Source organism: Pseudomonas sp. MYb541 (assembly GCF_037479595.1).
GTDB lineage: Bacteria > Pseudomonadota > Gammaproteobacteria > Pseudomonadales > Pseudomonadaceae > Aquipseudomonas > Aquipseudomonas canadensis.
On the sequence record NZ_JBBGYS010000006.1, the window covers coordinates 68,095 to 89,081 of the forward strand.

Genomic DNA, 20,987 nt, shown 5'->3' on the forward strand with positions numbered 1-20,987 from the left:
GGACGGTCTAGCTACCAAAAACCCCAGACTTTTGACCCTCCCCCCACCCAAATGAGAATCAAGATCATTTGAGCGTGATCCCCGCTCAATTCGCACGATTTCTCGATGGATTGCCCCAACCACCGTCCTCGGACGCCGTCTTCCTGCTGTGGCATGGGTGGCAAAGGGCTTGCCAGTTCGAACTATCCCAGAACACGGCCTTGTCACCTTTGTGAGGGGTGATGTGATCGAGATCAGTGGCTGCTACCACGAGACCTTGGCGCTCGCACTCGACACAGAGCGGATGCTTGGCCAAGTACGCCTTGCGTGCTTGCTGCCACTTATAGCTGTAGCCGCGTTGGGCGCTGGTCTCACGTTGCCGCTCCTTCCGCTTGGCCTCGGCACTCTTGCCGATGTCCGCATGATCATCACAGTAACGAGGGTTGCGGGTAAGGACATTGCAGCCCTGCGCGTTGCAGGGTTTCTTTGGCCTCAGGGGCATTACGTACCAACCTCCAATTTGAAGCCGTGAGTCGCTAGCCAATCAATGAATGCCTCGGGCATCTCATCGCGGCCGGTCAGCCAGCAATAGCAGATGGCAAGGCTGAGAACATCAGTCACCCACCAACGCCGAACAACCGTGATCGTTACGCTTACCTTAGCCATCACCACCTCCAGTTCACTGCCCGACGCGGTTGAGCGCTTCGTCCGCTTTGTCCGCTGCCTGGGCCGCTGTAGTTGCAGCCTTTGTAGCCTTGTCGGCGGCAGTGCCAGTCTTGCGGGTCAGCTCTTCAAGGCGCTTGTCCCGCTCTTCCATGGCTGTGTCGTAGGCTTTGCGAATGTCCGTGATCTGGTTGCTCTGCTTATCGGCGAGCGCCCAGTACGCAGCCTGATAGCCAAGGACAGCACCACCAACAACCAGCAGCACGGCAATGGCCCAGACCTCAGCGCGCCTCCACCACCGGCGTGCAATGAACTCCAGTGCGCATCTGTCCATCAGGCGATACCTCCAAGCTTGGTGCGCAGGCGGTGGATCTCTTCGCTCTGCAGCGTTACGCGCTCGGTGAGTTGTCCGACCTGGCTGGTGAGGGCTTCGATCTTCCCTTCCATCCTGCCAACGGCGGCGGCGAGATCGTTCCGCTCTTTCGCGAACTGATCGGCGCGGGCCTCAGCTTCTTTGCGGGCCGCACGCTCTTGGTTCAACAGCTCATTGAGCCGGCGCAGCGTGCCGATATCGGCGTTATCCATGGCCCGATCGGTCGCGTCTTTAGACAGGAACTTACGAAGCCAGAGCAGCCCGCCCAGCACAACAGTGGCACTACCGCCCAGCCAGGTAGCTGTGCCCGGGCCGAGGTCAGTAGGATCCATCCGATACTCCAGAAACGAAAAAGCCCCGCACAGTGGCGAGGCTCGGAATTTTTGGTCGTCTCTCATAACGCGCAAGATCGACATGATGGGGTTAATTTACGGCCAGTCGGCCAATGGGTCAAGCGGCATCTACAAAGATTTGCTCACTGTCGAATATCTCGGTCGCATGGATCACGGCCTGCTCTTCGAGCTTCTCCAAACGCTTGTGGATTCCGCCTCTCCAGTTGCGGCGCGTGCGCTCCGGGGAGCCAGCCAGATCCCAGGTATTCATGTCGTAGAACTCGGCAGGCAGCACGATCATGTCGGTGGAGCGCTTGCCAATCTGTGCCCCTTTTAGCTTCGGTATGGCCCAGGCAGTCAGCGCCTTATAGATGAACAACTGCGGCGCCGGCGAAACCATGCGGGCAACCAGCCTACCGATGGCACCGACCTTATTGGCCTTGTGCGTAGAGTACTTGGCTACCAGCACATCCCACTGAGCCGGCTCAAGCTGACGGTGCAGCAGCGCATAGAGGCAGCAGTCGTAATCGAACTTGTCCCGGACCGACAGCGTGCTACCCGTGCCGCCCTGGCGCAAATCGGCGTCGATCAGCTTCTGCCATGACTGCTTGGTGCTGTTGTCGATGTTGTCTGCCGCCAGCACCCGCACCAGGGTGCCCATCACGTCCTTATACATAGCCATGGCTCAATCCCCCTTGTAAGACGAGCCGCCTGGCCCGCGACGGTTCGGTGTCTGGTATTCATCGATGATGCAGCGAGCAGGGTTATTGCCGGCCAACTGGGGGCGCGCCTGACGAGCCAGTAGGCCCAACTGGATAACCAGGTCCTGCATCAGAAGAGGCTCAAGGGTTTCGGCATGGACGAAACCAGAAGAATGGCAGCCGATGCATTCGAGCTGATGAAACACACCCTGGATCAGGCCAGCACCACAGCAGGATGGGCACTCGGTCATCGGTATCTGGCGGCGCACAAAGGCGGGGCCACTGCTCTTTTTCATCATTTTTAAACCTCGCCCATAACAAATTGTGGTTCTGGCTCGCAGGCCCCGCCGTTCAAAGCGTCTACGAGGTTTTGCGAATCTTCATATCTAACGCCTGTCTGCTCATGAATCGCCTTGAAGCCACGCGCATCTAACCAGTTGTGCCACTTCACCAAGGCCAGGCGACGTTGCTCTTTCGCCTGGGTGTTGATGTAGGTGGAGGCGATCTTGCCCAGCGAGTGATTGAGCAGCATCTCCCCGATGTGGCCGTCGACGCCAAGGTCAGTCCAGGCGGTACGGGCCACCTTGCGCAGATCGTGACTGGTCCAGGCGCCCTCCCCTAACCGGGTGAATACGGCGCTGGCCTGGTTATCACTCAGCGGCTTGCCACGACGCGAAGGGAACAGGAAAGCGCCTGTGTAGCCCTGAGCAGCCTGGCGGTCACGGTAGCGGCACAGCAGCCCGACAACTTGGTCAGTCAACGGCACCCGAAGCTCTGTCTTGGTCTTGGTGTGTTCGGCCGGCAGGAACCACTCGCGCTCCGGCAGTGCAATGTCAGCCCACCGTGCTTGGCGGGTTTCGCCAATCCGGGTGCCGTGGCAAAGCATCATCAAGGCCAGCATGGCGTCACCCGGCGCGCTGTCGAAGCGCTCAGCCAGCAATGCCACCAGCTCGGGTATCTGCACGTCGCGAAGGCGCGCAGGCTTGGGCAGGATGCGGGCCGTGGTGAAGTTGCTGAACTTGAGCTCGGCCATCGGGTTGAAGGGGATCAGGTCGAGCTTGCGCGCCTGGCGGAAGGCCATGGCGACGAGGCGGAACAACTGCTGAACGTAGGACAGCGACAGCTCTTCCTGCGCCGGCCACATTAGCTGCCTGTCCAGGGTTTGGGCGTTGAGGTCGCTCAGCAGCAAATCATCCAGGCGCGGCTTGAGCTGGCAGCTGATTGCAGACTTGATAGCCGCCCGACGCTTGTCCGAGAGCGCTCGCGATTTGGCCATGCGATCGCCAAACCAGTCGAGCAGCTCGCCCACGGCCGCCCAGCCCGAAACGCTCGCAGCGCCGTCAGCCGCCACACGCAGCCTCACCGCGGGGAGCGCGGCGACCACCTGTTTGCTGCTGAGGTCGGGAAAATGCCCGATCAGGTGCCATTGGCGCTTGTGGAGCAAGTACCAGGAGCCGCGCGCGCGATTCTTCAAGTACCGAAAGTGAAGCGCTGGATGGCTTGCATCCCGCAGGTCACGCACATGCTCAAGCTTGGCGTTGCGCGCGATCTCGGCATCCGACAATTTCACCGTCAGGGTTTTGATTTGGGTATTCATGAATTAACCTCCTTGCGGGCTCGGAGATCAACGACCTCGAAAGTGTTGGGCCACATCCAAGCGCCATAGCGCCTGGCCATTGCCTCGTCGGCGAACAAAGCCAACGCGTGATCAGGCGGCGAACTCAAATCGACCTTGAACGAGCAGCAGAACACCGCGAAGCGGTAGCATTCGATCTCAGGAACAGCGAGTCGTCGATCAGCCATGCCGGGCTCCCCCGACAATTCGCGGCGATGGTTTAAGGCCGAGCCTCCGTAGCAGATGCTCGCGCGCAGACTGCCCATCAGTGGAAATACCCATACGGGCCACCTGAGCCTGCGCCACTCGCTCGGTCAGTTCGTGTGCCCGCTCGATCGGCGCCTTGCTGCCGTCGTGGCCAATGCCAACTGCGATATCCTCGAGCGGTAAGCCCTGTACGAGACGGCGAATGGTGATGTCGTAAGCTCGGTCGAAAACCTTGCTGGCCTTTTCCGGAATCAGATCACCGAGGTTGTGCATCTCGCACTGGAGCGCAGCATGGCGCACGGCAGCGTGGGACCAGGTGCGTGCGCCAAAACGGCTCGGGTGTGAATTCTCCAGAGCCTCGCGAAACGCCCGGTCGTGAGAAGGAATGCCCAGCATTTCAGGGGTTGGCTGGCACCACTTGATGAACTTACCGACGCTCGGTGCGAAGTCACCGCCGATCTGCCGGCAGTTTTGCAGCCCGTACCGGATTTGTTCCAGGGTAGTTATTCCGGCAACTATGAACGCCTTGATCCAGCTCCGCTTGGCGGCATTCAGCGATTCAGCATCAGGCCAAGCCTGTTTCCAGGCCGGGAAAATCGCCTGCAATTCTTTGAACAGCGCGTTCACGACGTCGGCGGTACCGGGCGGCAACTGCTTCGGCTGAACCAGCGTTACCGGCGGAAGATTGCCCATCGTGCTGAGCAGCTGTTCGGTGCTGCGTGGCTTCTTGATTTCCATCACAGATCCCCCAGATCGTTCGCCCAGCTGGTGTCATCGAAGTCAGGCGCCTTGCCCTGCCCCGAAGCTTTCACGCGTTCGCGCTTGACCCACTGAACCAGCCGGTAGCACCAGCCGGCGGAGGTATCGATGGTTGCTGGCTTGGCGACGAAGAACCCCTTGAACGCCCGAATCGCCGCGTCAGGGACCGCATCGGCAGGAAGCCCGGCGATAGTGATTTGATCGGACAGCCCCTTCTCGTTCGGAACCCAGGTGGCGAACATGGCGAAGCGCTGGCGATCATCCTGCGGTTTGATGGCGGCGCTGTTCTGTTCGGCGAGCGCGGCATCAATCTCGCGCTGCTGCAGCTGCTCTTCGGTTCCTTGATGGTTAAGTGGTGGATTGGGTGCAGCTGCTGCACCCCGTTCTGTTCCAGGCTGCACCCCGTTCTGTTGTGAGTTGCACCCCGTTGCGTCATCTGCAACCCGTTTTGTACGGGGTGCAGGATTTGCACCCCGCGATATCTGAAGGTCGTAAACAACTGGGCGGCGGTCATGACGATCAATATGCACAGCGGCGATAGCCTGATTGCCCTTCTGGATCAACCCGGACTTCTCCAGATCGTCCAGCTTGTAGCGGACGGTACGCTCAGACAGGCCGGTGTCCTGGGCCAGGGTCGAGGCAGATGGAAACGCACCAGCACCGTTTGGCCCAGCGTAGTTAGCGAGGCAAAGCAGCACGTGACGCGCGCTCGAATCTTTGAGAATTTCCGTTGGCAGGGCAAGCGCCCAGCCCATTGCTTGAACGCTCACAGCGAAGCTCCAATATTCTTTTCGGCCAGGTAGGTCAGGCCTTTGGGTGTAACCAGTGCCTGGAATGCCGCACGCTCAACGCCAGTCTCGATGTCGGGCTTCAGCGCGGTGACTTTGTGCTTCATGTATCCGGAGCGAATGCGGGGCTCTGCCGCAACCCAACGAGTGGACCCACCACGGCGATAGATCCAGCGGTTGGCCTGCATCCAGTCGAAGAGCTTCGATGGGGACATGCCCAGGTGCTTGGCTGCGTCCGTAATGCAGATCGCCCCTTCCGCAGCAGCAAGCCTTTTGATGGCCGCAACCTTCGGCGCCTGAAGCTCAATGACTCCAATCAGGCGCAGGTTTTCCTCGGCCTGGTCAGCCGCAAGCCGCAATGCTTCAGGAAGCGTTGTCGGAATTTTCGGGGCTTCCGAGCATGCTTCGAGTTCGCGCCAGCGGCGGACAACAGCCATCCGCAGCGGGGCGCTGTAACCGGTCAGCAAGCAATCCGTGTGCTCGCGGTCCAGCAAATATTCGGTCTGATTTCGGTTCTGCCCGTCCAAATAGATGTGAGCAAAACTGCTCACATCTTCTTTCAGGTCTCGGATCATCGACTGGATGTCGCGCTTCACGTCGGGATGCCGCTTGCCGGTGAGTTGGGCTATCTCGCGGGAAGACATCGTGTGTCGCGACACGTTTTGATCTGGTCGGAAAAGTGTCGCGACATGGGGGGTATTGCCTGGAGCGGTATTGATGTTCATAATGGCCCCACAAGTTTTATTGCTGTTGAAAGGACCGCCCTGCCAGGCGGTTTTTTTATGTCTGAAATTTGGATACTGGATGAATTAACAGCTGATCCAGAATCTCTATCTGCGTGCGCTCGGCTGTCGGAGAATTAACTCAACCAGCGAGCTCTTCACGTGGATAGAGGTCGGGCCTCAGATCAAAGCGAGTCACCTTCCCACCGACGGCCCGCTCGAACGGAATAACGAGGTCGGCAGGGACACGCTTGTTACGATGAACGCACTGCCAGATACGTGGCTGGCTAGTGCTACAACGGCGCGCAAGTTCTGCCTGCCCGCCAGCCAGTCTCACCACCTCGTCGATTGGTCTTTCTTTGTTTGGCATGTCAGGTGCCTCAATGGGTCGTGGAAGGAATGATAACCTAAGTTATGGATATGACCAACACATGTTATTTGATGAGCAATAACACATGTTTTAATCTTGCTCGCATGGAAAACAGAACCGAAACGTTGAAAGACCGCATCCTCACTCGGCGTTTAAAGCTGGAGCTAAGCCAGCAGCAGCTGGCTGACAAAGCCGGCGTGAGCCAGGTGACGATTCAGCACCTGGAGAGCGGGAGAAACAGGACATCTAAGAAGCTCGTTGAAATTGCGAGAGCGCTTGGTGTATCTGCCGAATGGCTGATGAGTGGCGTTTCACCTTCAAAAGCGGCCAGCGATCGCTTTGAATCCAATGTCAGTCTCGCGCCTCAGCCGCGTCGTTCATTCGAATATCCAGAGATAAGCTGGGTGCAAGCGGGAGCTGCTAAGGAGTCTGTGCAGGAGCTGAATCTGGCGGATTGTGAGAGGCACGCTTCAGAGGCTTGGGCCGGTGATAATGGGTTCTGGCTTAGGGTGGTCGGACCGTCGATGACACCGGTGTTTCAGGAGGGGATGGTTATTCTTGTGGCACCCGACATTGAGCCTGAGAACGGACAGTATGTCGTAGCTCGAATGATCGACACGGATGAGGCTACCTTCAAGCAGTTTATCCGTGACTCCGGCCGCTATTACCTGAAGCCCTTAAACCCTTCATTCCCCACAACCCCAATGGACGACACGTGGGAGGTTGTTGGTACCGTTATTGATGGGAAGCTTGCAAAGTCAGTTTTCCGATAGATCCCACCGCTGAAAAAGCCTGCCGCCGAGCAGGTTTTTTTTCGCCCATCAAAAATTTAATAACCTAGGTTATTGACATGCGACCAACCTGGGTTATTATTTGGCTCATAACTTAGGTTATCAAACGACTGGTGAAGCCGCCAGATAGCACGGGATCAGCGAAGTGATCTCCCAGCCCCTGCAAACGGGACCGACTGGATCAAGCTCTTTAAACAGAACGGAAGATTTCACTGGCTGGCCTTGGCGACAGGGCCAGACGGGAAACCAACCGGGAGTCACATTGATGAAAGCAACAATCGTCAGCGGCGCATGGAAGGGTCATCTCGGACGAGGCCTTGCGCCGAAAGAGTTGCAGTACCTGCTGGGCACCGCCCAGGGCATGACGGCAAAGGAAATAGCCAGGCAATGCAATGTCGCGGCCTGCACCGTCGCCAAGCGCTTGTCCTGCGCAATGTTCAAGCTCGGCGTGACCCGCCAGACCGCCGCCGTTGCCGAAGCCATGCGTCGACAGATCATCTCGCCGATGTGCATCACCCTGGCCGCACTGATCGCTATGCACGCAATGATCGGCGATGACGCCATGCGCCGTGACCGCCGGGTGCCGGAACGTCGTACGGCTCAGGTGCGGGTGCTGCGCCAGGCGGAACGGCCAAGCCTCACTGCGTAATCGAAAGCATCACCTCTGCCCATTCGCTGAGTGGGCTTTGGGATGCGGACGCCAACCCAGCAGACGCTGGACACCTGCATGCAGCAACCCTAGAGAACGGTGGCCACTGCCAACCCAGTGATCGAGCAACGGAGGATTCCGCTATGCACAATTAAACCCAGGCGCTCGCCGCCACCCCCTGCGTGACGTAGGGAGGTCTATGTCACGCAACGAAAAGCCCGGTTCCGATCGGGCTTTTTTACGGCTCGCCTTTATTCGTCAGCACCCTCCCCTGGGCCCACCGGCACCCACCAGGCGGTCAGGCTGCTGACGAATAAACGCAACCACAACCAAGGAGTCGGCATGAATCCAGCCATCCAACAAAGCCAAGCCTTTCTGCAGGCCCTGCGGGAACGTGTTTCGCTTTCCACTTCGGAGATGTACATGAAGATCGGTCGCGAAGAACCAGTGAAGGTGCCGCGCTTCAACGTGGTACCGCTCGGCAAGAATCTGTTCGATGTGGTGGAGCGCTCCACCGGCGTTTCCCGCGGTGCGCGCACCGGCCACGACGGCGCCTGCCAGTACGCCGAGCAGCTCGAGCGCAACGCTGACTTCTTCAGTGCGGCCAAGGCAACGTCACGGCGCTTCGGCTTCCGCATGCTGCGCTGGACGGCCGGGTTCGCCGCGATGATGGTGCTGTTCGCCTACTACGGTGTACAGCCATGATCGGCGTGCCACTGCCCGATCCACGGGACTCGTTGATCGCCAACCTGAACGAGCAAATGAAAGCCTTCTTCGGCGACGGCAACGAAGTGCAGCAGATCGCCCAGGGCGTCAGCGGCGAGAAGGCCGGAACCTACGGCGGTGGGCACAGCAACAAGCTGCGCGCCGAGCGCGACAAGATCGCGCCAAAGCTGAAGCAGGCTGTCGACTCAGGCGCAACTCTTCACCAGGCCTGCCAGGCTGTTGGTGTGGACTACAAGCGCGCCAGGCTCATTGCCCGTGAGAATGGGTTCAAGTTGCCCGACACCAAATGAGGCGCATCAGCAAGATAAACGCCGCGCGGCGCCGGCCTACATGGCTGGCTATCCCGGCAAGTGGAATCGAAGAGGTAGGCCATGGCCGAGGAACAGCAGGAGCCGACGGCGGAAGCTCTGAAGCAGCGCCGCAAGCGCGAGAAGGCAGCAGCGAAGGACGCAGCATTGGGCGTCGAGAGGTTTACGGTTGATGTCGCCGGCGTGTTCAAGGCCGACATCAAGCGACTGATGAAGCAGCACGGCTTTAACAACCAGCAGGAAGTGTTTCAGAACCTGCTGCGCAACGTGATCGCCGCCGACTTCGAAACAGCGGCGCAGATGCTCAAGTGTGTCACGACACCTTTTGTAGTTACTGAAAAGGTGTCACAGATCATCAGGGCCGCCGGCCTTAAGTCGCTCGCCGATGACCCGCCTGAGCCTGACGACCAAATTGAAACTCCAAAATAGCCCTTGCGGCATTCTGATCCGCTATCGAAGCGACAAGTCGATCCATCGTTCGGCTGATTCTTGGCACTCTGCCAACGCTTGATCTTTGGTTGCCCAGTGCTGACCTTCCACTATTTCTACTGGAGTTTTTGCCGCTTCTTGTCCTGGAATGCTAAGCCTGGCCGCAACGGGAATTTCGCTGTTATCACGCCATTTGAAATCTATCAGGACGGTAACCCCCTTCTTTGTCAGATATTCAACGGGATGTGGCCTATCAACAGATAGTGACATTTCGCTCTCCTTGATCCGGCTCCATGCCGGTCACCCGTAATACCCCAACACAAACCAAATTGCCACCACCGGACTCCGGGGGGGGCGCCGCCTGCATTGGAGAACACCATGGAATACCTCGCTCGAATCAACCCCAAGTACTTCGCGGCCATGTACCAGTGCGCGGCGAAGAACGATGTTCGCTACTACCTGAACGCTGTGAATATTGAGCGACATCCGGACGGAGGGGTGGTTATCGCCGCTACCAACGGCCACTTCCTCGGTGTGATCCACGACCCTGAAGGCTGGATGCATGAGGATCACAACTCGCTGCTGGTGGGGATTCCCTCTAAGCGCTTGATTTCAGCCTGCACCACGCGGCGCGGGCCGGATACTTTCGAACCTAACAAGCTTTGGATCGCTGAGAAGTTTTCCGTCGTGACCGGTTGCGTTGAAGCGACTGACCCGCCAGAGCCATTCGGTATTGGCGCTCATCTCACCGAGAAAACCGAGCTCGTGGACGGTAAATTCCCTGACTGGCGGAAAGTGCTGCCAACCGAGCGGGAAAAGCTCGAAACCCAGTTCCCCTGGATCAACGGCGAGTACATCGAAGCGTTCAACAAGATCGCGACAATCCTCACCGGCCGCAAGGCTTTCGCAGGCGGCGGTCTTCATTTGGAAGCCAGAGACGACTGCCGATCGGTAGTTGTCCGCTTAGCGAATTACGAGCTTAAAGACCGGTTCGTAGGAGTGATCATGCCGATGAAGGGTGATCCTCTCGAAACAATCGTTCCGGCCTTTGCGATGCCAAAGCCTGGCAGCGATGTAGATCAAGCCGCCTGACCCGGCGCCCCTCCCGGTAACACGCAAGACCCCATATCAACGAATCACGCCAGCCGGCGAGGATCCCCTATGCACGTTTTGTTCTGCAGTTACGGGAACGACTCCATCGCCCTAATCCAATGGGCTCACGAGCGCGGCCTGAAGGACGTCGTGTGCCTCTACTCCGATACCGGCTGGTCCGCGAGCTGGTGGGCAGACCGTGTAGCCAAGGGAGAAGCACTGGCCCAGGGCTACGGATTCACCACGGCCCGCACCGAGTCAGAGGGAATGCTCGAACTGGTGAAGCGTAAACGAGGCTGGCCAGGCGCCGGTGGACAGGGGCAATTCTGCACGGCGGAGCTCAAGGTGCTTCCAGCTTTGCGGTGGCTCGACGCCAACGACCCAGAAAAAGAGGCCACAGCGATGACCGGGGTACGGCGTAGCGAGAGCAAGCATCGCTCAGACGCACCCGAGCATGTAGGTGAATCAGAGCGGCATGGCGGCCGGGATCTCTGGCAGCCCCTGGTACGGCATGACGACGCGATGCGTGACGCGCTACTCCAACGGGCAGGATTCGACGTGCTTCCGCACCGGTCGCTTGAGTGCTATCCGTGCATCAACGCGAACATCGACGACATACGGCTGCTTTCCGAGGACCGGATACAGCTGATCGACATTACCGAGAAAGATCTGGGCTTCACCAAGAAGGGAAAGCCGCGGGTTATGTTTCGCACGGCACGCCGCAAAGGCGCTGTCGGAATAAGGGCTGTCGTGCAATGGGCAGCAGCGCCAAGACCGCGGGACCAGATGCAGATGTTCCCCGCTGAGTGCGACTCCGGATACTGTGGCGGATAGCCTTTTAGAGGAGCCTAAGGTTTGATGGCTGAATATCCGATCGTAAACCCATCAATTACCACATCACTGGTTGCATCCATACCTAAAAAGCTGATGTATGCTTTACTTGGTTCAGCTGCGGTATTCATAATTGGTATTATTTTAAATCCCTTCTTGTCCGAACATCCTATCTGCAAATATCCGCCAACATCTGCTTGCATCTCTCTCCCCACCATCTCTTTTAGGGTGGTGAGTACGCCAGCTTCTGGGTGGCCCTTGAGTTCATCCATCAATCTAACAAATCCTTTTTCCCCGCTGCCTATTGGTAAGTAATTACCGGGCGCAGTGATGAACTCTATTATCTCTATTTGGAAGCCTTCAAAGTCAACGCTCTGTTTGAGAAGATAGGCTTTGTAGACCTCATATCTAGGGCAGTATCCGAAAACCAAACAGTCGAAAAGATACGTCTGAAGACTATCAAGCGCGCCTATTCTCGACGACATCTCAATAACTTGTTTTTGTGCGACGGCTTTGTATAGCTCTGCAATGGACTCGATGCTTACAGGCAGCTCACTACCTCTTTTATATAGGAGATTTTGTGTGCATGTAGAAGCAATTGAGTGAGTGCTCATAGCAGATAGTGTTGATCCTGCATAGGCAAATCCAAAGCTGTGGCGTTTGCGCACTCTAAAATTGGGTGGTTTGATTGGCTCATAGCAATTCACCGGAATGGGAAATATCTTCGGACCACTATCGGTGAGAACTCCTGACTTCCCTGAGATTCGTGAATCAGCCGCACACCATAGCTGCCCGAATTTCTCTCTGTACCAAACGACCGCAAGCGTCATGAAAGCCCCCAAGAAATAGCTCACTGTAGCTGATCTCAACAAATAACTCCCCCACTCCACCGCCCGGGCATGGCCCGGCAAGGACTCCCCATGCCTACAGAAAAACGCATTCCCAAAAAAACCAAAGCCCAGCAGTTCGTCGAAAGCATGATCCGGTGCCGCGGCATCGAGTTTGCCAAGCTGGGCATGATGGTAGAGGTTGATGGTGACCTCGGGACAATCGTCGGGATGAACGGATCTGCGAACCTCGACGTTCAGTTCGCGAACCAGTTGCAGTACGGAAAGCACACGCACAACTGCCACCCAACCTGGAACGTGAAGTACTTCGACGCCGCCGGCAACGTGATTGCCCATTTTGACGAGTGCAAGTGCGTCTTTCGGCCGCTCAAGGAGGCAGCATGAAGCGCATCTACCTCAGCGGCCCCATGACCGGCCTGCCCGGCCTCAACTTCGCCGCCTTCCACGCGATGACCACCAATCTGCGCGCCGGCGGCCACACGGTCACCAACCCTGCCGAGATCAACCCCGACGGCGGGACTTGGAACGACTGCATGCGCCGCGACATTGCCGCCCTGATGAACTGCGACACTGTGGCCACCCTCCCCGGCTGGGAGCATTCAAAGGGTGCCCGCCTGGAAGTCCTGATCGCCGATCGCCTCGGCATGACGGTTGTGAATGCACATGATCTGCTTACGAGGGAATCGGCATGAGCCAAGTACTGCGATACACCCCAAGCTTGAAGCCTGGGCTGATGATTGAGGATGCCGAAGGGAAATGGGCGAAGTATGAGGTATTGGCCCAGCTAGTAGCCCAGGTTGACGCCCTGCAACAGCGACTGACCGCAGCGGATGAACTGGTCTGTGAGCGCACCGCCAGTCTTTTGGAATGTGGAACTCGTCGCAAGGCCTTGGAGAGGCGGGCGGATGTGTCGGTGGGGTTGTTGCGTGAGGCGCGCCAGCATCATGGCGTAATGCTGATGAGCGACCCACCACAGGATGCCTGGAAGTACCACCGTATGAATGAGCGTATCGACGCCGCACTCAAGACAGCAGAGGGTGGTGGCGATGACGCATAAATCCTACCGCCTTGACCCGAACGTGCGCGCCATCACCGACCTGGTGACCGACGAGCAGATGCATGGCTCATTTCAGGGCACCAACTTCGGCCACGATGACTTTCGCGGGCTATTGGCCCAGGGCTGCATCAAGGCGCTGGCCGGCTGGCACCAGGGCCACACGCTGACGAGCATCCTCGAAGAGCTGCGGCTGATCACCTGGAATCGGCAGGTTGGCAAGATCAAAGTCACAGCCAAAGGCCGCCACTACATTTGGCTCGCCTTCAAAGGCCGCCCGGGCGTCTGACCCCGACAGGAGTACATCCGTACTCTACCCGCAAAACCTGTAACCCCTCCCCCTTCAAAGTCAGCCGCTATAGCGGCAAGGACGAGTGCGCCCGTGAGCATCATCGACGACGTAATGACCGACAAGATAACCCTGCACGGCCTTGGTTTTGTGCAGATCCAGTTGGAAGGCAAACAGCGCATGCACGTCTGGCACCCTGAGCTGCCGCGCCGGGCATGCTTTGAGCACTCGGCCATCCACAATCACCGCTTTGATTTCGACTCCCTGGTAATCGTGGGTACGCAGATCAATGTTGAATTTGCCGAGTTACCGCCCGCAGCCGCCTGTTTCAAGCAGGCAACGCATGAGCTGTACATCCATGAAGGCGCCCGGAGCGCCAGGGGCGGCCGGCCATGGGTGCGCAATGGAACTGTAGAGATGCTGCAAACCGGCCGACAGGCTATTGCTGCCGGGTCGACGTATCGCATGCGGGCCTACGACTTTCACCAAACAGAGCCAGGAGGTGACGGAAAGGTGGCGACGATCCTGAAAAAGGGCTGGGAGGGCCAACAAGGCGCGCAGTCGAGCTGCGTAATCGGTGTTGAGCCCGATGGTGACTTCGACCGCTACCAGTGGTCACCGGCACAGCTCTGGGAAATTGTCGCCGACGTGATGCTCGGCCAGCGGGTGACGCCATGATCGCCACCCTCTGGTTCGCCTACGTGTTCATCTACAAGGGGCCAAGGCCATGAACGCAAAGACTGAAGTGAGAGTCGCCGACCTTACCGGCAAGGCTTTGGACTGGGCGGTAGCCATTGCGAGCGGGGCGGAGGAAGTCAAAACCACCGAACATGGCATCAGCTGCATCTACCAGCTACCAGAGGGCGGATGCTGGACCAATCTCTACACGCCATCTACTGACTGGAGCCAAGGCGGACTGCTGATTGATATGCACCGGATCAGCTTTGTAACCGCTGGCACTGGGCCAGAAGATCAATACGGAAACGAGCCCATCGTCGCGCTTTCCAGCTCGCTGCATTACAAGGCTTGCGAAGGTAGTACCCACCTCATAGCCGCGTGCCGCGCGATCGTGGCCACCAAGCTAGGCGAAACCATCAGCGTCCCCGCAGAACTCGCCTAAACCCAATCCCCCTACATGCCTGCCGGTGAGCGGCGGGCGAGGTATTCCTATGTCCGAAAGAATTCCGTGTAGCGAGTACGACGCCGAGAAAGTGCGCTGCCTCAGCGGGTTTCCCGTTCTGCATTCGGTATGCCACGGCGCTCAGTCCGGGTGTCCGACCTGTGGCGTGCCGGGCACCGCTCCCATGTGCATGCGCGAAGACCTGCCTGCGCACTTGATACGTCCTGACGGCATGCCGATCGGCTGGCCGAACAAATAACCCACCTTCTGCCGCCCAGCGCGGCAAGGACACCAAATTAAATTGATCAAGAAAGCGCGGCCCGGCAGGGTCCGCGGGAGGTAGGTATGTTTTTGACAGCAGAGGAAGTTGCCGACCTGACCGGATACAAAAAGCCAGGGGCACAGATAAAGTGGCTGACCGCCGAACGATACGGGTTCGCGGTAGGTGGTGATGGGCACCCAAAGGTGCTGCGCCAGGTTGTCATCGGGCGGCTGGGTGGTATTCAATCAAGGAAGGGGCCGGAGTTGCGGCTGTGCTGAGGTGAGATAGATGCGACCGCGCAAGAAGGACCGGCATCTGCCGGCGTGCATGTACCAGAAGCACGGCGCGTACTACTTGGTCCGAAAGGGCAAGTGGTTGCGCCTCGGCACAGAGTTTCAAGCGTCTCTCGCCGAATACGCCATGCTGCTGGACAAGCGCAGCCTGGGCGGGATGCCCAAACTGATCGACGACGCGCTCGAGCACATGCGCACCAGAACGAAGCCGGCGCTGAAGCCGAATACGCTCAAACAATACGAGGCAGCGGCCGAGCGACTGAAGGAAAACTTCGCCGACTTCGAGCCGCGGGAGGTTCTTCAGCGTCACGTCGTCGCGCTCAAGCTGCACATGGCGGACACGCCAAATATGTCGAACCGTGTGATCTCAGTACTGCGGGCAGTGTTCACCTACGCCCTAGAGCAGCAGATCGTCGATTCGAATCCGTGCATCGGCGTGCGGCGGCACCTGGAGCATAAGCGCGACAGGTACATCACTCACGGCGAGTTCCAGGCGATCTGCGCCAACTCAAGCGACAACATGCGAGTCATCTATGAGATGTGCTATCTAACCGGCCAGCGAATCGGTGACGTGCTGGCCATCCGGTTGGCCGACATTAGCCCCGAGGGCATCGCCTTCAAACAGGAGAAGACGAACGCGAGGCTGCTGGTGCAGATGACGCCAGACCTGGAAGACCTGGTGGCGCGGGCAAAGGCGCTTCCACGCAAGATCCGCGGGCTTACATTGTTCTGCTCGCCGCGCGGCGGAAAGCCGGTGCACTACAGCTCGGTCAAGGATGCATTTGCGATCAGTTGCAAGAAGGCCGGCGTCGAGGATGCCAGCCTCCACGACCTACGCGCGAAGTCGCTTTCCGACACGGACGACCAGGGCAACGACGCACAAAAGCTCGGTGGCCACACCGATGCCAAGATGACGCAACGTTATCTGCGCCTGCGCAAAATCAACGTAGGCCTACCGCCGACAATGCCTAAAAAATCCCTGTAGTATTAGACAGATGTGAATTGTCAAATAGACAGGTAGAGCCGAAAGCCCCGTATGACAGACCTTTCAAGCCACACTCCAATGATGCAGCAGTACTGGCGCCTCAAGAACCAGCACCCTGATCAGTTGATGTTCTACCGCATGGGCGACTTCTACGAGATCTTCTACGAAGACGCGAAGAAGGCCGCCAAGCTGCTGGATATCACCCTGACGGCGCGTGGGCAGTCGGCGGGGCAGTCGATTCCGATGTGTGGGATTCCTTACCATTCGTTGGAAGGTTACCTGGTCAAGCTGGTGAAGCTGGGCGAGTCGGTGGTGATCTGTGAGCAGATCGGCGACCCGGCCACCAGCAAGGGTCCGGTAGAACGTCAGGTGGTGCGCATTATTACGCCGGGGACGGTGAGTGATGAGGCGCTGCTGGATGAGCGTCGCGATAACCTGATTGCGGCGGTGTTGGGTGATGAGCGTCTGTTTGGCCTGTCGGTGCTGGATATCACCAGCGGCAACTTCAGCGTGCTGGAGATCAAGGGCTGGGAGAACTTGCTGGCAGAGCTGGAGCGCATCAACCCGGTTGAGCTGTTGATCCCGGACGATTGGCCGAAGGATCTGCCGGCGGAAAAACGCCGTGGGGCCAAGCGCCGTGCGCCGTGGGATTTCGAGCGTGACTCGGCGCTGAAAAGTCTGTGCCAGCAGTTCTCAGTACAAGACCTTAAAGGCTTCGGTTGTGAAACCCTGACCCTGGCCATCGGTGCCGCCGGTTGCTTGCTGGGTTACGCCAAGGAAACCCAGCGCACCGCCCTGCCGCATTTGCGCAGCCTGCGTCATGAGCGTCTGGACGACACCGTGGTACTCGATGGCGCGAGCCGTCGCAACCTGGAGCTGGACACCAACCTGGCCGGCGGGCGTGACAACACTCTGCAATCGGTGGTCGACCGTTGCCAGACCGCTATGGGCAGCCGCTTGCTGACGCGTTGGTTGAATCGTCCGCTACGCGACCTGAGTGTGCTGCAGGCGCGTCAGACTTCTATTACTTGCCTGCTGGACGGCTATCGCTTTGAAAAGCTGCAGCCACAGTTGAAGGAAATCGGCGATATCGAGCGCATCCTGGCGCGGATCGGCCTGCGTAACGCGCGTCCGCGTGACTTGGCGCGCCTGCGTGACGCCCTCGGTGCCTTGCCACAATTGCAAGCGGCGATGACCGAACTGGACACGCCGCACCTGCAACAGCTCGCGGTCACCGCCGGTACTTACCCGGAGCTGGCGGCGTTGCTGGAAAAAGCCATCATCGACAACCCGCCAGCAATCATCCGTGACGGCGGCGTTCTGAAGACCGGTTACGACAGCGAGCTGGACGAGCTGCAAGCCCTGAGCGAAAACGCCGGGCAGTTCCTGATTGACCTGGAAGCCCGCGAAAAAGCCCGTACCGGCCTGGCCAACCTGAAAGTCGGCTACAACCGCGTGCACGGCTATTTCATCGAATTGCCGAGCAAGCAGGCCGAGTCGGCGCCCATCGACTATCAACGTCGCCAGACACTGAAAGGCGCCGAGCGGTTTATCACCCCAGAGCTGAAAGAGTTCGAAGACAAGGCACTGTCGGCCAAGAGTCGTGCCCTGGCGCGGGAAAAGATGCTCTACGAGAACCTGCTGGAAGACCTGATCAGCCAATTGGCACCGCTGCAGGACACCGCCGCCGCCCTGGCCGAGCTGGATGTGCTGAGCAACCTGGCCGAGCGCGCGCTGAACCTTGACCTGAACTGCCCGCGCTTTGTCAGCGAGCCGTGCATGCGCATCGTGCAAGGTCGCCACCCGGTCGTAGAGCAAGTGTTGACCACGCCGTTCGTCGCCAACGACCTGTCGCTGGACGACGATACCCGCATGCTGGTGATCACCGGTCCGAACATGGGCGGTAAATCCACCTACATGCGCCAGACGGCATTGATCGTGCTGTTGGCGCATATCGGCAGCTTTGTGCCGGCGGCCAGTTGCGAGCTGTCCCTGGTGGACCGCATTTTCACCCGGATCGGCTCCAGCGACGACCTGGCCGGTGGCCGTTCGACCTTTATGGTGGAGATGAGCGAAACCGCCAACATCCTGCATAACGCCACCGAACGCAGCCTGGTGCTGATGGACGAAGTGGGCCGCGGCACCAGCACCTTCGACGGCCTGTCCCTGGCCTGGGCGGCAGCCGAACGCCTGGCGCATCTGCGTGCCTACACGCTGTTTGCCACGCACTATTTCGAGCTGACCGTGCTGCCGGAAAGCGAACCACTGGTGGCCAACGTGCACCTGAACGCTACTGAGCACAACGAGCGCATCGTGTTCCTGCACCACGTGCTGCCGGGGCCAGCCAGCCAGAGTTACGGCCTGGCCGTGGCCCAACTGGCGGGCGTGCCGAATGACGTAATCACCCGCGCCCGCGAACACCTCAGCCGCCTGGAAACCACGGCGCTGCCCCATGAAACCGTGGTCGCCAGCCCTGCCAAAGCCTCCAGCAAACCGGCGGCGCCGCATCAGAGCGACATGTTCGCTAGCCTGCCCCACCCGGTGCTGGATGAGTTGGCAAAGCTTGACTTGGATGACTTGACGCCGCGAAAAGCGCTCGAAATGTTATATGCACTGAAGACTCGGATATAACGCTGAGGCCAGCAAGCTGGTAGACTCTCGCGCGGTTTGGGATGCTGCAGGCTATTAGCCTGGCCTGCAGACTATCGCTCCCGAACCTCGCGAGCCCTGCCACAAAGGGTTTCGCCGCCGCCGCCTGAGGAGAGAATTAGAAATGACCTTCGTCGTTACCGACAACTGCATCAAGTGCAAGTACACCGACTGCGTGGAAGTATGTCCGGTGGACTGCTTCTACGAAGGCCCGAACTTCCTGGTCATCCACCCGGACGAGTGCATTGATTGCGCCCTGTGTGAACCTGAATGCCCGGCCGTCGCTATTTTCTCCGAGGACGAAGTCCCGGCAGGTATGGAGCAGTTCATTCAGTTGAACGTCGAGTTGGCGGAAATCTGGCCGAATATCACTGAACGCAAAGACCCGATGCCGGATGCAGCGGAGTGGGATGGCAAAAAAGGTAAGATTGCAGACCTCGAGCGCTGATAGCTTCGCCTCCCAAAAGGCCCCTTGCGGGCCTTTTTGCGTTTCTGGAAAGCAGGTTTCACTTTCCTACAGGCAAAAAAAAGGGGCGGTATGACCCGCCCACATTTTTTCCCTAGTCCCTGTATTCCTTTTCATCATCCTGATGAATCGCATCCTGCGACGTTCCCTAAACCATCGTTCCTTGATGGCTGTGTCAATCCGTGGACACAGGGCTGATGTTAGAGAGTTCCGAAGGAAGTTCAACGGGATCCATTCCTGCGACCGACAGGCTTTCATGCTCAGCAGATAATAATTAATTGTTATTTTTCAAAAGGATAGAAAACACTCTCGATGAACCGGGACGTACTTGGCGGGCAAAAAAACCAAACGCTTACGAAAAAGTAAGCAAATGCTTACACGACCAATTGCGTAAATGAGAAATAAACCCGCCTTGACCACCGTCCAGCCATGAAAAAGCCCCGACACCGTCGAGGCTTTTTCCCTTCAATGCCCTCAGTCGTCGCTGACGGTGATGGTCGGCATCGCCGGCGCAGCGGCTTCCTGCAGCACGATACGCGCGCCCACATGGCGGGCCAGCTCCTGATACACCATGGCTATCTGGCCATCAGGGTCCGCCGCAACAGTCGGCTTGCCACCGTCCGCCTGTTCACGAATCACCATCGACAGTGGCAATGAAGCCAGCAGTTCCACCCCGTACTGGGTGGCAAGCTTCTCGCCACCGCCTTCGCCGAACAGATGCTCGGCGTGGCCGCAGTTGGAGCAGATGTGCACGGCCATGTTCTCCACGACGCCCAGCACCGGGATATTGACCTTGCGGAACATTTCCACGCCTTTTCTCGCGTCGAGCAATGCCAGGTCCTGGGGCGTGGTGACGATCACCGAGCCAGCCACCGGGACTTTCTGCGCCAGGGTCAGCTGGATATCACCGGTGCCTGGAGGCATGTCGATCACCAGGTAGTCCAGGTCGCCCCAGGCGGTCTGGGTGACCAGTTGCAGCAAGGCGCCGGAGACCATCGGCCCGCGCCAGACCATCGGCGTGTTGTCATCGGTAAGGAAGGCCATCGACATCACTTCCACACCCAGGGACTCGATCGGCACGAACCACTTCTGATCCTTGACCTTAGGCCGTGTGCCCTCGGCGATGCCAAACATCACGCCTTGGCTCGGGCCGTAGATATCCGCATCAAGGATGCCCACGCGTGCGCCTTCGCGGGCCAAGGCCAGGGCCAGGTTGGCCGCCGTGGTGGACTTGCCCACGCCGCCCTTGCCGGAGGCCACAGCCACCACGTTCTTGACGTTGGCCAGCCCTGGGATTTGCGCCTGGGCCTTGTGCGCAACGATCACACACTGGATGTCGACCTTGGCCGAACGCACGCCGTCCAAGCCCTCGATGGCCATCTGCAGCATCTGCGCCCAACCGCTCTTGAACAGACCGGCGGCATAACCCAGTTCCAACTGGACCGACACTTGGTCGCCCTGGACGTCGATGGCACGCACACAGCCGGCACTGACCGGGTCCTGGTTCAAATAAGGGTCGGTGTACTGGCGAAGCACGGCTTCCACCGCTGCGCGATTGACGGCGCTCATGGGCTACTCCCGAAAAAGACTGACTGAAACAGGCGGCTATCCTAACCGTTCCAGCGGCGTTACGGCATGCTTTCGCAGGTTCGGAAGATTCTGAAACAGCGCCACGGGGTGAAATAT

32 protein-coding genes are annotated in these 20,987 nt (G+C 58.7%); 18 read left to right on the forward strand and 14 right to left on the reverse strand.

The features are described 5' to 3' along the window. Window positions 1–85 precede the first annotated feature (85 nt). The 11 genes from WH299_RS05535 to WH299_RS05585 all read right to left on the reverse strand — a co-directional run bounded on the left by WH299_RS05535 (window position 86) and on the right by WH299_RS05585 (window position 6,509). Window positions 86–481, reverse strand: coding sequence for an HNH endonuclease (locus WH299_RS05535; protein WP_339549797.1), 396 nt, complete (start codon window positions 479–481; stop codon window positions 86–88). A gap of 177 nt (window positions 482–658) precedes the next feature. Further along, window positions 659–976, reverse strand: a complete 318-nt coding sequence (locus WH299_RS05540; protein ID WP_339549798.1) for a hypothetical protein — start codon at window positions 974–976, stop codon at window positions 659–661. Continuing rightward, entirely contained in the window at window positions 976–1,347 is a 372-nt protein-coding gene (locus WH299_RS05545; RefSeq protein ID WP_167418559.1) for a chemotaxis protein, read from the reverse strand. The genes WH299_RS05540 and WH299_RS05545 overlap by 1 nt, the downstream gene beginning before the upstream one ends. Window positions 1,348–1,465: 118 nt before the next feature. Further along, window positions 1,466–2,029, reverse strand: coding sequence for a hypothetical protein (locus WH299_RS05550; RefSeq protein ID WP_339549799.1), 564 nt, complete (start codon window positions 2,027–2,029; stop codon window positions 1,466–1,468). 3 nt (window positions 2,030–2,032) lie between these two features. After that, window positions 2,033–2,344 (reverse strand): hypothetical protein, encoded by a 312-nt coding sequence (locus WH299_RS05555; RefSeq protein WP_160049391.1) that lies wholly within the window; start codon window positions 2,342–2,344, stop codon window positions 2,033–2,035. Window positions 2,345–2,349: 5 nt separating this feature from the next. Next, window positions 2,350–3,645 carry a tyrosine-type recombinase/integrase gene (locus WH299_RS05560; RefSeq protein WP_339549800.1) on the reverse strand — a complete coding sequence of 432 codons (1,296 nt, stop codon included), beginning with the start codon at window positions 3,643–3,645 and terminating at the stop codon, window positions 2,350–2,352. Then, the gene (locus tag WH299_RS05565; protein ID WP_339549802.1) at window positions 3,642–3,851 is read right to left on the reverse strand and encodes a hypothetical protein; all 210 of its coding nucleotides are present in this window, start codon (window positions 3,849–3,851) and stop codon (window positions 3,642–3,644) included. The genes WH299_RS05560 and WH299_RS05565 overlap by 4 nt, the downstream gene beginning before the upstream one ends. Further along, window positions 3,844–4,608: a replication protein P gene (locus WH299_RS05570; protein WP_339549803.1), complete on the reverse strand. Its 765-nt coding sequence runs from the start codon at window positions 4,606–4,608 to the stop codon at window positions 3,844–3,846. Before WH299_RS05570 ends, WH299_RS05565 begins: the two co-directional genes overlap by 8 nt. Continuing rightward, window positions 4,608–5,384: a helix-turn-helix domain-containing protein gene (locus WH299_RS05575; protein WP_339549859.1), complete on the reverse strand. Its 777-nt coding sequence runs from the start codon at window positions 5,382–5,384 to the stop codon at window positions 4,608–4,610. The genes WH299_RS05570 and WH299_RS05575 overlap by 1 nt, the downstream gene beginning before the upstream one ends. 11 nt (window positions 5,385–5,395) lie before the next feature. Next, entirely contained in the window at window positions 5,396–6,061 is a 666-nt protein-coding gene (locus tag WH299_RS05580; protein WP_339549860.1) for a phage regulatory protein/antirepressor Ant, read from the reverse strand. A gap of 220 nt (window positions 6,062–6,281) precedes the next feature. Beyond that, window positions 6,282–6,509 (reverse strand): transcriptional regulator, encoded by a 228-nt coding sequence (locus tag WH299_RS05585; RefSeq protein WP_339549804.1) that lies wholly within the window; start codon window positions 6,507–6,509, stop codon window positions 6,282–6,284. Window positions 6,510–6,553: 44 nt separating this feature from the next. Here WH299_RS05585 and WH299_RS05590 point away from each other — a divergent pair, with 44 nt between their 5' ends. The 5 genes from WH299_RS05590 to WH299_RS05610 all read left to right on the forward strand — a co-directional run bounded on the left by WH299_RS05590 (window position 6,554) and on the right by WH299_RS05610 (window position 9,412). Continuing rightward, window positions 6,554–7,282 carry a LexA family protein gene (locus tag WH299_RS05590; RefSeq protein WP_339549805.1) on the forward strand — a complete coding sequence of 243 codons (729 nt, stop codon included), beginning with the start codon at window positions 6,554–6,556 and terminating at the stop codon, window positions 7,280–7,282. Window positions 7,283–7,565: 283 nt separating this feature from the next. After that, complete coding sequence (locus tag WH299_RS05595) at window positions 7,566–7,949, forward strand: response regulator transcription factor (protein ID WP_339549807.1); 384 nt, start codon at window positions 7,566–7,568, stop codon at window positions 7,947–7,949. A gap of 342 nt (window positions 7,950–8,291) precedes the next feature. Continuing rightward, on the forward strand, window positions 8,292–8,654 hold the full coding sequence (locus WH299_RS05600) for a hypothetical protein (protein WP_339549809.1): 363 nt from the start codon (window positions 8,292–8,294) through the stop codon (window positions 8,652–8,654). Continuing rightward, window positions 8,651–8,965, forward strand: coding sequence for a hypothetical protein (locus tag WH299_RS05605; protein ID WP_339549810.1), 315 nt, complete (start codon window positions 8,651–8,653; stop codon window positions 8,963–8,965). Before WH299_RS05600 ends, WH299_RS05605 begins: the two co-directional genes overlap by 4 nt. Before the next feature lie 81 nt (window positions 8,966–9,046). Beyond that, complete coding sequence (locus WH299_RS05610; protein ID WP_339549811.1) at window positions 9,047–9,412, forward strand: hypothetical protein; 366 nt, start codon at window positions 9,047–9,049, stop codon at window positions 9,410–9,412. 21 nt (window positions 9,413–9,433) lie between these two features. Here the strand turns inward: WH299_RS05610 and WH299_RS05615 are convergent, their stop codons facing one another. Further along, window positions 9,434–9,682 carry a hypothetical protein gene (locus tag WH299_RS05615; protein WP_339549813.1) on the reverse strand — a complete coding sequence of 83 codons (249 nt, stop codon included), beginning with the start codon at window positions 9,680–9,682 and terminating at the stop codon, window positions 9,434–9,436. Between the two features lie 108 nt (window positions 9,683–9,790). On the opposite strand from WH299_RS05615, the gene WH299_RS05620 reads away from it, so the two are divergent. Then, entirely contained in the window at window positions 9,791–10,504 is a 714-nt protein-coding gene (locus WH299_RS05620; protein WP_339549815.1) for a hypothetical protein, read from the forward strand. A gap of 69 nt (window positions 10,505–10,573) precedes the next feature. Beyond that, window positions 10,574–11,338: a hypothetical protein gene (locus tag WH299_RS05625; RefSeq protein WP_339549816.1), complete on the forward strand. Its 765-nt coding sequence runs from the start codon at window positions 10,574–10,576 to the stop codon at window positions 11,336–11,338. Window positions 11,339–11,352: 14 nt separating this feature from the next. Here WH299_RS05625 and WH299_RS05630 read toward each other — a convergent pair whose 3' ends face one another. Continuing rightward, complete coding sequence (locus WH299_RS05630) at window positions 11,353–12,165, reverse strand: hypothetical protein (RefSeq protein ID WP_339549818.1); 813 nt, start codon at window positions 12,163–12,165, stop codon at window positions 11,353–11,355. 90 nt (window positions 12,166–12,255) lie between these two features. On the opposite strand from WH299_RS05630, the gene WH299_RS05635 reads away from it, so the two are divergent. From WH299_RS05635 to fdxA, 11 genes are all read left to right on the forward strand, one after another. Then, window positions 12,256–12,567 carry a hypothetical protein gene (locus tag WH299_RS05635; RefSeq protein ID WP_339549820.1) on the forward strand — a complete coding sequence of 104 codons (312 nt, stop codon included), beginning with the start codon at window positions 12,256–12,258 and terminating at the stop codon, window positions 12,565–12,567. Further along, window positions 12,564–12,875, forward strand: coding sequence for a DUF4406 domain-containing protein (locus tag WH299_RS05640; RefSeq protein ID WP_339549821.1), 312 nt, complete (start codon window positions 12,564–12,566; stop codon window positions 12,873–12,875). The genes WH299_RS05635 and WH299_RS05640 overlap by 4 nt, the downstream gene beginning before the upstream one ends. Continuing rightward, complete coding sequence (locus WH299_RS05645; protein ID WP_339549822.1) at window positions 12,872–13,240, forward strand: hypothetical protein; 369 nt, start codon at window positions 12,872–12,874, stop codon at window positions 13,238–13,240. The genes WH299_RS05640 and WH299_RS05645 overlap by 4 nt, the downstream gene beginning before the upstream one ends. Beyond that, a complete protein-coding gene (locus WH299_RS05650; protein ID WP_339549823.1) occupies window positions 13,230–13,526 on the forward strand; it encodes a hypothetical protein in 297 nt (98 codons plus the stop codon). The genes WH299_RS05645 and WH299_RS05650 overlap by 11 nt, the downstream gene beginning before the upstream one ends. A 114-nt stretch (window positions 13,527–13,640) precedes the next feature. Then, window positions 13,641–14,204 carry a hypothetical protein gene (locus WH299_RS05655; RefSeq protein WP_445262700.1) on the forward strand — a complete coding sequence of 188 codons (564 nt, stop codon included), beginning with the start codon at window positions 13,641–13,643 and terminating at the stop codon, window positions 14,202–14,204. Window positions 14,205–14,253: 49 nt separating this feature from the next. After that, a complete protein-coding gene (locus WH299_RS05660) occupies window positions 14,254–14,646 on the forward strand; it encodes a phage protein NinX family protein (protein ID WP_339549825.1) in 393 nt (130 codons plus the stop codon). A gap of 49 nt (window positions 14,647–14,695) precedes the next feature. Further along, entirely contained in the window at window positions 14,696–14,905 is a 210-nt protein-coding gene (locus WH299_RS05665) for a hypothetical protein (protein ID WP_177007894.1), read from the forward strand. 86 nt (window positions 14,906–14,991) lie between these two features. After that, complete coding sequence (locus WH299_RS05670) at window positions 14,992–15,186, forward strand: DUF4224 domain-containing protein (protein ID WP_005785292.1); 195 nt, start codon at window positions 14,992–14,994, stop codon at window positions 15,184–15,186. Between the two features lie 10 nt (window positions 15,187–15,196). After that, window positions 15,197–16,186: a tyrosine-type recombinase/integrase gene (locus WH299_RS05675; RefSeq protein WP_159954506.1), complete on the forward strand. Its 990-nt coding sequence runs from the start codon at window positions 15,197–15,199 to the stop codon at window positions 16,184–16,186. 51 nt (window positions 16,187–16,237) lie between these two features. Further along, window positions 16,238–18,817, forward strand: coding sequence for a DNA mismatch repair protein MutS (gene mutS / locus WH299_RS05680; RefSeq protein WP_269132968.1), 2,580 nt, complete (start codon window positions 16,238–16,240; stop codon window positions 18,815–18,817). 142 nt (window positions 18,818–18,959) lie between these two features. Then, a complete protein-coding gene (gene fdxA, locus WH299_RS05685; protein WP_122724058.1) occupies window positions 18,960–19,283 on the forward strand; it encodes a ferredoxin FdxA in 324 nt (107 codons plus the stop codon). A gap of 492 nt (window positions 19,284–19,775) precedes the next feature. Here the strand turns inward: fdxA and apbC are convergent, their stop codons facing one another. After that, the gene (apbC, locus tag WH299_RS05690) at window positions 19,776–20,870 is read right to left on the reverse strand and encodes an iron-sulfur cluster carrier protein ApbC (RefSeq protein ID WP_339549828.1); all 1,095 of its coding nucleotides are present in this window, start codon (window positions 20,868–20,870) and stop codon (window positions 19,776–19,778) included. Window positions 20,871–20,987: the final 117 nt, after the last annotated feature.

Excerpts from the sequence above, each read along its gene's own strand:
- WH299_RS05535 (WP_339549797.1), bottom strand. The coding sequence starts at position 481 with ATGCCCCTGAGGCCAAAGAAACCCTGCAACGCGCAGGGCTGCAATGTC.
- WH299_RS05540 (WP_339549798.1), bottom strand. The coding sequence starts at position 976 with ATGGACAGATGCGCACTGGAGTTCATTGCACGCCGGTGGTGGAGGCGC.
- WH299_RS05545 (WP_167418559.1), bottom strand. The coding sequence starts at position 1,347 with ATGGATCCTACTGACCTCGGCCCGGGCACAGCTACCTGGCTGGGCGGT.
- WH299_RS05550 (WP_339549799.1), bottom strand. The coding sequence starts at position 2,029 with ATGGCTATGTATAAGGACGTGATGGGCACCCTGGTGCGGGTGCTGGCG.
- WH299_RS05555 (WP_160049391.1), bottom strand. The coding sequence starts at position 2,344 with ATGAAAAAGAGCAGTGGCCCCGCCTTTGTGCGCCGCCAGATACCGATG.
- WH299_RS05560 (WP_339549800.1), bottom strand. The coding sequence starts at position 3,645 with ATGAATACCCAAATCAAAACCCTGACGGTGAAATTGTCGGATGCCGAG.
- WH299_RS05565 (WP_339549802.1), bottom strand. The coding sequence starts at position 3,851 with ATGGCTGATCGACGACTCGCTGTTCCTGAGATCGAATGCTACCGCTTC.
- WH299_RS05570 (WP_339549803.1), bottom strand. The coding sequence starts at position 4,608 with ATGGAAATCAAGAAGCCACGCAGCACCGAACAGCTGCTCAGCACGATG.
- WH299_RS05575 (WP_339549859.1), bottom strand. The coding sequence starts at position 5,384 with ATGGGCTGGGCGCTTGCCCTGCCAACGGAAATTCTCAAAGATTCGAGC.
- WH299_RS05580 (WP_339549860.1), bottom strand. The coding sequence starts at position 6,061 with ATGTCTTCCCGCGAGATAGCCCAACTCACCGGCAAGCGGCATCCCGAC.
- WH299_RS05585 (WP_339549804.1), bottom strand. The coding sequence starts at position 6,509 with ATGCCAAACAAAGAAAGACCAATCGACGAGGTGGTGAGACTGGCTGGC.
- WH299_RS05590 (WP_339549805.1), top strand. The coding sequence starts at position 6,554 with ATGGATATGACCAACACATGTTATTTGATGAGCAATAACACATGTTTT.
- WH299_RS05595 (WP_339549807.1), top strand. The coding sequence starts at position 7,566 with ATGAAAGCAACAATCGTCAGCGGCGCATGGAAGGGTCATCTCGGACGA.
- WH299_RS05600 (WP_339549809.1), top strand. The coding sequence starts at position 8,292 with ATGAATCCAGCCATCCAACAAAGCCAAGCCTTTCTGCAGGCCCTGCGG.
- WH299_RS05605 (WP_339549810.1), top strand. The coding sequence starts at position 8,651 with ATGATCGGCGTGCCACTGCCCGATCCACGGGACTCGTTGATCGCCAAC.
- WH299_RS05610 (WP_339549811.1), top strand. The coding sequence starts at position 9,047 with ATGGCCGAGGAACAGCAGGAGCCGACGGCGGAAGCTCTGAAGCAGCGC.
- WH299_RS05615 (WP_339549813.1), bottom strand. The coding sequence starts at position 9,682 with ATGTCACTATCTGTTGATAGGCCACATCCCGTTGAATATCTGACAAAG.
- WH299_RS05620 (WP_339549815.1), top strand. The coding sequence starts at position 9,791 with ATGGAATACCTCGCTCGAATCAACCCCAAGTACTTCGCGGCCATGTAC.
- WH299_RS05625 (WP_339549816.1), top strand. The coding sequence starts at position 10,574 with ATGCACGTTTTGTTCTGCAGTTACGGGAACGACTCCATCGCCCTAATC.
- WH299_RS05630 (WP_339549818.1), bottom strand. The coding sequence starts at position 12,165 with ATGACGCTTGCGGTCGTTTGGTACAGAGAGAAATTCGGGCAGCTATGG.
- WH299_RS05635 (WP_339549820.1), top strand. The coding sequence starts at position 12,256 with ATGCCTACAGAAAAACGCATTCCCAAAAAAACCAAAGCCCAGCAGTTC.
- WH299_RS05640 (WP_339549821.1), top strand. The coding sequence starts at position 12,564 with ATGAAGCGCATCTACCTCAGCGGCCCCATGACCGGCCTGCCCGGCCTC.
- WH299_RS05645 (WP_339549822.1), top strand. The coding sequence starts at position 12,872 with ATGAGCCAAGTACTGCGATACACCCCAAGCTTGAAGCCTGGGCTGATG.
- WH299_RS05650 (WP_339549823.1), top strand. The coding sequence starts at position 13,230 with ATGACGCATAAATCCTACCGCCTTGACCCGAACGTGCGCGCCATCACC.
- WH299_RS05655 (WP_445262700.1), top strand. The coding sequence starts at position 13,641 with ATGACCGACAAGATAACCCTGCACGGCCTTGGTTTTGTGCAGATCCAG.
- WH299_RS05660 (WP_339549825.1), top strand. The coding sequence starts at position 14,254 with ATGAACGCAAAGACTGAAGTGAGAGTCGCCGACCTTACCGGCAAGGCT.
- WH299_RS05665 (WP_177007894.1), top strand. The coding sequence starts at position 14,696 with ATGTCCGAAAGAATTCCGTGTAGCGAGTACGACGCCGAGAAAGTGCGC.
- WH299_RS05670 (WP_005785292.1), top strand. The coding sequence starts at position 14,992 with ATGTTTTTGACAGCAGAGGAAGTTGCCGACCTGACCGGATACAAAAAG.
- WH299_RS05675 (WP_159954506.1), top strand. The coding sequence starts at position 15,197 with ATGCGACCGCGCAAGAAGGACCGGCATCTGCCGGCGTGCATGTACCAG.
- mutS (WP_269132968.1), top strand. The coding sequence starts at position 16,238 with ATGACAGACCTTTCAAGCCACACTCCAATGATGCAGCAGTACTGGCGC.
- fdxA (WP_122724058.1), top strand. The coding sequence starts at position 18,960 with ATGACCTTCGTCGTTACCGACAACTGCATCAAGTGCAAGTACACCGAC.
- apbC (WP_339549828.1), bottom strand. The coding sequence starts at position 20,870 with ATGAGCGCCGTCAATCGCGCAGCGGTGGAAGCCGTGCTTCGCCAGTAC.